Source organism: Acinetobacter sp. TY2 (assembly GCF_046269225.1).
In the GTDB taxonomy this organism is placed as follows: Bacteria; Pseudomonadota; Gammaproteobacteria; order Pseudomonadales; family Moraxellaceae; genus Acinetobacter.
This window is the reverse complement of the sequence record NZ_JBJZOR010000046.1, coordinates 1-7,844: the sequence shown is the minus strand read 5'-3', so window position 1 is coordinate 7,844 and position 7,844 is coordinate 1. Positions and strand designations below refer to the sequence as shown.

General features: G+C 37.1%; 5 protein-coding genes and 4 pseudogenes. 5 read left to right on the top strand and 4 right to left on the bottom strand.

All coding sequences use genetic code 11. From position 1 onward, the window contains the following. Both ACK1JC_RS16610 and ACK1JC_RS16605 read left to right on the top strand, forming a co-directional pair. Positions 1-602 (top strand): annotated as a pseudogene (locus tag ACK1JC_RS16610) (dolichyl-phosphate-mannose--protein mannosyltransferase); the annotation flags it as partial. Between the two features lie 298 nt (positions 603-900). Next, positions 901-1,413 (top strand): cytochrome b, encoded by a 513-nt coding sequence (locus ACK1JC_RS16605; protein ID WP_004761014.1) that lies wholly within the window; start codon positions 901-903, stop codon positions 1,411-1,413. Positions 1,414-1,567: 154 nt separating this feature from the next. Here the strand turns inward: ACK1JC_RS16605 and ACK1JC_RS16600 are convergent, their stop codons facing one another. Then, positions 1,568-2,269, bottom strand: a complete 702-nt coding sequence (locus tag ACK1JC_RS16600; RefSeq protein WP_004761016.1) for a VIT family protein — start codon at positions 2,267-2,269, stop codon at positions 1,568-1,570. A 102-nt stretch (positions 2,270-2,371) separates the two neighbouring features. Here ACK1JC_RS16600 and ACK1JC_RS16595 point away from each other — a divergent pair. Continuing rightward, a pseudogene (locus ACK1JC_RS16595) lies at positions 2,372-2,713 on the top strand (diacylglycerol kinase). Positions 2,714-2,736: 23 nt separating this feature from the next. Here ACK1JC_RS16595 and ACK1JC_RS16590 read toward each other — a convergent pair. Next, positions 2,737-3,732, bottom strand: coding sequence for a phosphatase PAP2 family protein (locus ACK1JC_RS16590; RefSeq protein WP_004827121.1), 996 nt, complete (start codon positions 3,730-3,732; stop codon positions 2,737-2,739). 106 nt (positions 3,733-3,838) lie between these two features. Then, positions 3,839-4,603: a hypothetical protein gene (locus ACK1JC_RS16585; protein ID WP_176538567.1), complete on the bottom strand. Its 765-nt coding sequence runs from the start codon at positions 4,601-4,603 to the stop codon at positions 3,839-3,841. 350 nt (positions 4,604-4,953) lie between these two features. Here ACK1JC_RS16585 and ACK1JC_RS16580 point away from each other — a divergent pair, with 350 nt between their 5' ends. Continuing rightward, a complete protein-coding gene (locus tag ACK1JC_RS16580; RefSeq protein ID WP_348960259.1) occupies positions 4,954-6,627 on the top strand; it encodes a phosphoethanolamine--lipid A transferase in 1,674 nt (557 codons plus the stop codon). A 114-nt stretch (positions 6,628-6,741) separates the two neighbouring features. Next, positions 6,742-7,446, top strand: a pseudogene (locus ACK1JC_RS16575) (IS6-like element IS1008 family transposase). 123 nt (positions 7,447-7,569) lie between these two features. Here the strand turns inward: ACK1JC_RS16575 and ACK1JC_RS16570 are convergent. After that, positions 7,570-7,749: pseudogene (locus ACK1JC_RS16570) on the bottom strand (recombinase family protein); the annotation flags it as partial. Positions 7,750-7,844: the final 95 nt, after the last annotated feature.

Here is a 7,844-nt window from a genome sequence, read left to right as displayed (position 1 = left end):
AATCAACAGGGTTTTCGGTCTCTAAGTACTTTTTAAAGGGAACATCATCGACTCAAATCTCTATTTGCAACAGTGCCCTCTATAGCTTGGGAGCTGGAATTCTTATATTCAGTATTCTGCTCATTTTTTATTATCTCAAACAGCGAATTTCCTATTTTTCACTGATGTTCAGTATGGCAATAATGCTCTGTATGAGCGTGAGTCTTGGGGTCAGAATTCTTGATGTGCAAAATAATGCGAATCAGGTTTCTTTCCAGAAAAATATTAAGGCAAATATGCCAATTGTGTTTTATCACAACTATTTTTATGATGTTCCATTCCTTCTCAATCTACAAAAACCTGTTTATTTGGTGGATGACTGGGAGAATGCCAGCCAGGACAGTAGTTCAGAACAACTCAAGGATGGCCTGATTTTTGAACCCGAACGTAGGCAATACCTTTGGTCCGACTCCATGCTTGATCAACAGATCAAAGCTGGACAAGCCCTTGTCGTGCTGGCTCGCAGCAACTCCTTTACCCCTCATTATGCGAATGTTCAAGTTTTACATTATCGCAATTATGATGTGTATTTTTTTAATACTATCGGTCCAGTACAAAAATAAGACCAAGCCTGCATTTGCAGGCTTTCCCCAATCCAATGTCTGAAATAACATTTATAAGCTGCCTATTAAAAATAAACCTTCGTGCCCAAAGTTTCTAAGCGTCTGGCAAGTTATTTTTAAGATTATAGTAGTACCATGTATAGGCTAGAAATGAGGTATGTTGAAATTACAAAAGATCTTCAAGTTGGGAGATGATCTGCAGCCAACTTGGGCTACGACTACTTTACTAGATAAATTTTATCTATTCTTTTTTCATCGGTTCAGTTTTATATAAATATTTAAAATTCAGGAAAAAAATATGAACAATAATTATCCTAAACCTATGATAATAATGCACTGGATTACCTTTGTTTTAGTTGTAATTGTATATTTGACGAGTGGAGATCCAACAAGAACAGGTTTGCAGGGCCAGATTCATGTTATAGGTGGAATTTCAATATTTATTCTATTTTTCGTGCGGTTGAGTGTTGTTTTTCTCTATAAAAGAAGTATTCCTCAAAATGAGATCATTAATCCGTATCAAATAAAATTATTTAAAATTGTCAGATTTACGCTTTACGTAAGTTTATGTGTCGTTCCAATAGCGGGCTGGCTTGCATTATCGAGTTTCACTGATAACTTCCAAGTATTCTCTTTAAATTTGCCACTTTTGAGCAGTGTTAGAGAGGTTAAATATATTGGTCAGATGCATCAATTTTTAGGTAACTTCTTTATTACAGTCGTAGGTTTACATGCTTGTGCTGCATTAATCCACCATTTTATTTTCAAAGATAATGTATTAAAAAGTATGCTTTTTAAAAAAATGAAATGATTTAGATCTATAACTATAGAAAATAGGCATATTGTTCACCTAGAACAACATGCTTTATTGATATAAAGCATGTCAGATAGGTCAGGTATTTCTATAGACTTATTATCTATACTCCTCATGGAGTGGGAATATTTGGATTATACAAAAAAGGATCTTATGCCACCGCAACATTAAATAATGATCCAATCCAAGCACTGAATAACATGGCAATAATACCCCAAATCATTACCCGAATCGAACCTCTCCAAATACTGGCGCCGCCCGCATAACTGGCCAAGGCACCCATAATTCCGAGACTTAATACCCCAATCAGCATGACGCCTTTCTCTAAGTATCGCTCAGGCAGAAGCATAATTGAAATTAAAGGAAATAATGAGCCTACAGTAAATGCAATGGCTGAAGAGAAGGCAGCACGAAACGGCTGGGCAGAAGTATGATCTGAAATACCAATTTCATCACGCGCATGTGCATCTAAAGCATTGTGTGCAGTCAGTTGTTGCGCGACTTCTTGCGCTAAAGCGGGTTGTAATCCACGCTGTATGTAAATATTTTTTAGCTCATTTAATTCATGTTCAGGATGGCGTTGCAGTTCACGTTCTTCCATCTGCAGATCATTCTTTTCAATGTCTTGTTGCGATTTAACGGAGATGTATTCACCTGCAGCCATCGATGCAGCTCCAGATATTAATCCGGCGATACAGGTCACCAGTACAGTATGGGTAGATGCTCCACTGGCTGCGATTCCCACCACGAGACTTGTGACTGAAATAATCCCGTCATTTGCCCCCAGCACAGCTGCACGCAACCATCCCGCACGTTCGATGTAATGTTTTTCAATATGATAAGAATGGCGCACAAGGTATATCCTTTTTGTTATCAGGATGATTATAATAAATTTATTTCATCTGTAGAGATTATTATTGGCTAATTTCAAAAACCGTGATTAAAAGGCAAAAAAATTTTAAAACGGATTCTAGTAGCCACTGGCTATTCATTTTTAGGATCTAAAACAGCGTCTAAAAATAGGCAGCTTTTCGTCAAATCGTATTAATTGATCTTATTCTAATTCCTATGAGCTTTTTTATTGCTGTTTCTTCTATAGAACGGGCACTGATGGTGGCTGTCTGTTTACTGGCTGTAATTGTGGAATTATTCAATTCTGCGATTGAAGCTGTTTTAGATCGTATTTCGCTTGAAAAACATGCATTCCAAAAAGGCAAAAGATATGAGAAGTGCGGCACAATTTTCAGCACTTCTCATTATTTTTATTATTTGGTCAATTATTTTACTTGTCCACTAAAAGATCTTAAAAGTTGATTTTACTTAAGCCAACAATGGAAATTGATAGACTTCTGCATAGATTAGCGCAGCAAGCAGAACCAAAATAATGCTTAGGCTTACTGTATAAGTCTGCATAGCTGACCCAGGTATTTGCCAAATAATTTTTCCTCTGGCACTTAACCATTCTGTCAGACTAATACTGACAATTAACCATAATGTTCCTACCAAAAAACCACCCAGCACATCACTTAAGTAATGCTCATTTAAGACAATTCTACTTAGGCCTAAAAGTACAGCAAAAAGAAACATCGTAAAAAATATACGGACTTGTCTGATAAAATTTGGGCTAAAACGAATAGCCAGGTAAGCAAGAAATCCATATAAGGCAATAGCAATGGTGGCATGTCCACTAGGGAATGAGTAGGATTGCTCCAGCAGTAAAGCATCTGCTGGTCGCACGCGATGAAATAAGAGTTTACTCAGGAAGGTAAATATAGAACTTCCTATAGTGGAGACCAGCAACCCTATTAATATATAGGGTTGGCGAATGATCCAGCAGATCACACCGACTAAAATCACAATCAAACAAGAAATTGCTGTAGAACCAAAACTGGTGATGAAAATAAAAAAATCCACTACGCTGGGTTGATGCAGCATATTCATCTGTTGGGAAACAAAATAATCCATTGTCACGATGGAGTCTGAAGTAACCACATCTTCAACAAGTCCGGTAAACAAAGCTAAAATATAGCCCATGGCTAAAAATAAAAGCGTCAGAGGTAAGCCATAAAAATGCTGGAGCTGAAATCTTTTCGACAAAAAACCAAAAAAACGGGGGTACTTGTATTTTATTCGAATGAATAAATTGCTTTTTCCCACCTGCTGTTTAAACGTTCCCCCATACTGCACAACTGAATCAAATAATTGCTTGCCATGCTGAATAATCCAGTACTGTAATACCCACAAAAGAATAACCAGTGAAAATACAAGGATGCTCAAGATGAACAATTGCTGATTGGCTTGAATCAATGGAATCATGGCGAAAAAATTTCCTCGTTGAAAGCATTTTTAGCAGGGCTTACTGTCATATTTTGTCAGCGCACAGATCCAATCAATGTTTCGATATCAATACGACTTTATATATTTAGGCCTTTTTTGCAGTCGTTTTATTGCTAAAGTGAATACACACTAGAATCGCAATCAAAATGACAGCTGAAGCAGTAAAGCGACTTAAATCCAAACCACCCGAAGCGATCGGTTTATCCAGGAAATCCCCCACCACAGCCCCCAAAGGGCGGGTTAAAACAAATGCACTCCAAAACAGTAAGGTTCTTGAAACATGAGTGAATTTGTACAGGGCCAAAATCATGAGAATAAGACCGACGAAAAGGATAATTCCACCGCTATAACCCAGCCCCATGGTGTCTGCTGACCAATCTCCTAAAGCCGTCCCTAAGGTTTGGGAAAAGGTAATGGTTAACCAATAGAAAATTTCTGCCCGTGGATAATTCACCGTATGCGGTGAAATACTGCCTTCAACCTTATACCAGCTGAATAAAGACAAGCAGACCAAACCGAGCAATAGGCTACTTCCGCCGATATAACCAATCCCCAAAGATCGATCGATCAAATCAGCCAGTGTCGTACCTACGGTCGTACTGGCGATGATGGTAAACCAATACAAATAAGGACGGTAAAATTTAGAGCGGATTTGAAAGAATAGCAAAGCTATAAATACTGCTGCGAAAATAAAGGTACTGATCAAATAGCCTAAATTTAGAGACATCGATACTGCATCACCGCCAGTTTCACCAAAAGTTGTGGCAAAAATTTTAGTGATCCAGAAAAGTGCAGTTATTTGAGGAACTTTAGAAAGGTGAGTAGCGATACTTGATTCTTGTTGATTCATCAGCTGAACTCTTTGGTGATCTTTTTTAATATTTTAAAGTGGTTTCATTAACCTAAGCTTAAGAATAAATTGTAGTGATCCAATCAAGTTAGACACCAAATCAAGTGATAATATCAGCCCTTATAATGCTGAACAAAAAACAATCTACTTAATTAACCTATCAGCTATACAATAAAACATGCCTAAAATATTAATCATTTAACTGTGTTCAGAGGAGCGTGGTGATCATTATTTAATAATTCTAAATATTTGAATTTTATTATAATTAGTGACAGATTTTCATATTGTTTAATTCAGTTTTAAGGTTTAAATTCTAGAATATAATTTTAACAATTTTTGATCGGTTAATCATGCTTACTTGGTTTTTAAAACTTAAAGATTTAAAGAAACCTATTACTTTAATGCAATTTAATTTCATTCTCGCGATTTGGCTGGGTTTAGTTTTAAATTTCGGTTTTTTTGAAAAAATTAATCAACTTACTCCCTATAAGGGTATGAAATCAATGTTGTTTTTGGGAGCAACACTAATTGTCATAGTTGCAATTTATAACCTACTATTACAATTAATCAGTTGGAAATGGAGTGCTAAATTTTTTGCAAGTTTGTTAATTATCATTGGTGGATTAAGTGCCTATTTCGTTAATAGTTTGGGCGTCATCATTACCCCGGATCAAATACAAAATCTGCTACAAACAGATGTGAGGGAAGCGAAAGATTTGTGGTCTATCCGTCTGGTCATCTGGACGCTCATTTTTGTTCTTTTTCCACTCGGTGTTGTGGCAGTTTTAACAATTGAACAAGATCCATTACAGAAACACATATTTAAAAAAGCTATAATGAGTTCAGTTTCTTTCATCGTCATAGCAACTTTATTATTTTGCTTTTATGTTGATTATGCAGCGATATTCCGTGAACATCGTGACCTAAAAGGTATGATCTCTCCGCAAAATACCATCGCATCTACCCTATCTTATTATAAGAAAAAAAGCCCTAAAGAAAAATTACCGCTTATTGCCTATGGTGAAGATGCTCATGTAGTGCAACCAGCGCAACCCTCTAAGCTTCCTAAATTGATGGTTTTAGTGGTAGGGGAAACTGCACGTGCTGAAAGTTTTTCATTGAATGGCTATGCAAAAAATACCAATCCGGAATTATCAAAACTAAATATCATCAACTTTAGTCAAGTGAGTTCTTGCGGTACTGCAACCGCAGTATCTGTTCCGTGTATGTTTTCAGGGATGACACGTAAAAACTATGATGAAAAATTAGTAAATCATCGTGAAGGTTTACTGGATATTGCACAACGAGCAGGCTATAAAGTCACATGGATTGATAATAATTCTGGCTGTAAAGGTGCTTGTGATCGAGTTGAACAATATCAAATTCCACAGGCATTAAAACAAAAATGGTGTGATGCTAGCGGTGAATGTTTTGATGAGATTCTGGTGGATAGTTTGCAAGATTATTTAAAGAATCTGAAAAAAAATGACACAGTATCTCATTTGATTGTTTTACACCAAATGGGTAGCCATGGACCGGCATACTTCAAACGTTCCAAAGCACCTTATCAACCGTTTCAACCTATGTGTAATAGCAATGCCATTCAAGGATGCAGTACCACTGAATTGCACAATAGTTATGATAACTCGATTGTTTATACAGACCATGTATTAAGTCAAATCATTCAGACCTTAAAACAAAATACAGACTACCAAACTGGTTTCTGGTACTTATCTGACCATGGGGAATCGACTGGAGAACATGGTTTATATTTGCATGGTGCACCTTATTCTATGGCACCGACTCAACAAACGCATATCCCTATGCTGATGTGGTTTTCAGAGGCATGGCAGCTAAATAATACAGAACAATTGACATGTTTAAGTACTCAATCAGATCAAATCTTGAGTCATGACAATCTTTTCCCCAGCTTATTAAGTTTACTGGATATTAAAACTCAAGTAATTGAATCGAAAAATGATATGTTAAAAAATTGTGGTCAGCACTTAAAGCAGAAAGTATGAACTATGAATAAAACATGAGGATCTGTTGGGGACATGATTATTGAATAAAAAGGGCACTGTTGCAAATAACCACCAATGGTAAACTAAATACTCTTTTAGCTAAAGGTTCAGTATATGAATCCCTTCCACGGTCAGCACTTTCAAGGTGAAATCATTCTTTAGGCTGTTCGTTGGTATTGTAAATATGGCATCAGCTATCGTGAACTTCAAGAAATGCTCGCTGAACGAGGTGTGAATGTTGACCACACCACAATTTATCGTTGGGTTCAGCGTTATGCTCCAGAAATGGAAAAACGCTTACGCTGGTATTGGCGTAATCCTACAGATTTACATTCATGGCATATGGATGAGACTTATATCAAAGTGAAGGGGCGATGGACTTACCTGTATCGTGCAGTTGATCAACGTGGTCATACGATTGACTTTTACCTTTCCGCTAGACGGAACAGTAAATCAGCCTATAGTTTTCTAGGAAAGATCTTCAATACGGTGAAAAAATGGCAAATTCCACGGGTCATCAATACAGATAAAGCAGCGACCTATGGCCATGCTTTATCACGATTAAAGCGAGAAGGAAAATGTCCAGTAGATATTGAGCACAGGCAGATTAAGTATAAAAATAATGTCATTGAATGTGATCATGGTAAGTTAAAGCGGATCATCAGGGCCACATTAGGATTCAAATCTATGAAGACGGCTTATGCCACAATTAAAGGTATTGAAGTCATGCGTGCACTACGTAAAGGACAAGCATCGTCATTTTATTATGGTCAGCCTCAGGGTGAAGTGTGTCTAATCAACAGGGTTTTCGGTCTCTAAGTACTTTTTAAAGGGAACATCATCGACTCAAATCTCTATTTGCAACAGTGCCTTTTTCATGGATTTATCACGTTCTAAGGTTTTCATAATCTCAACTAAATATAGTCGCTAATTTAAATTGAGTTACTCACCGGCTTTTAAATAGCGGTATACCGCCTGGCGACTAATTCCAAATGCCTGACCTAATGCCATTTTTGAAGGGTACTTCCCTTCCTTCCATTCTTGTCGCAAAGCTTCAGCTTGATCAGGCTTCAATTTATGTACCCGGCCTTTGTACTTCCCTTGAGCAGAGGCGAGTTTAATGGCACTGTTGCAAATAGTGATTTGAGTCGATGATGTTCCCTTTAAAAAGTGCTTAGAGACCGAAAACCCTGTTGATTAGACACACTTCACCCTGA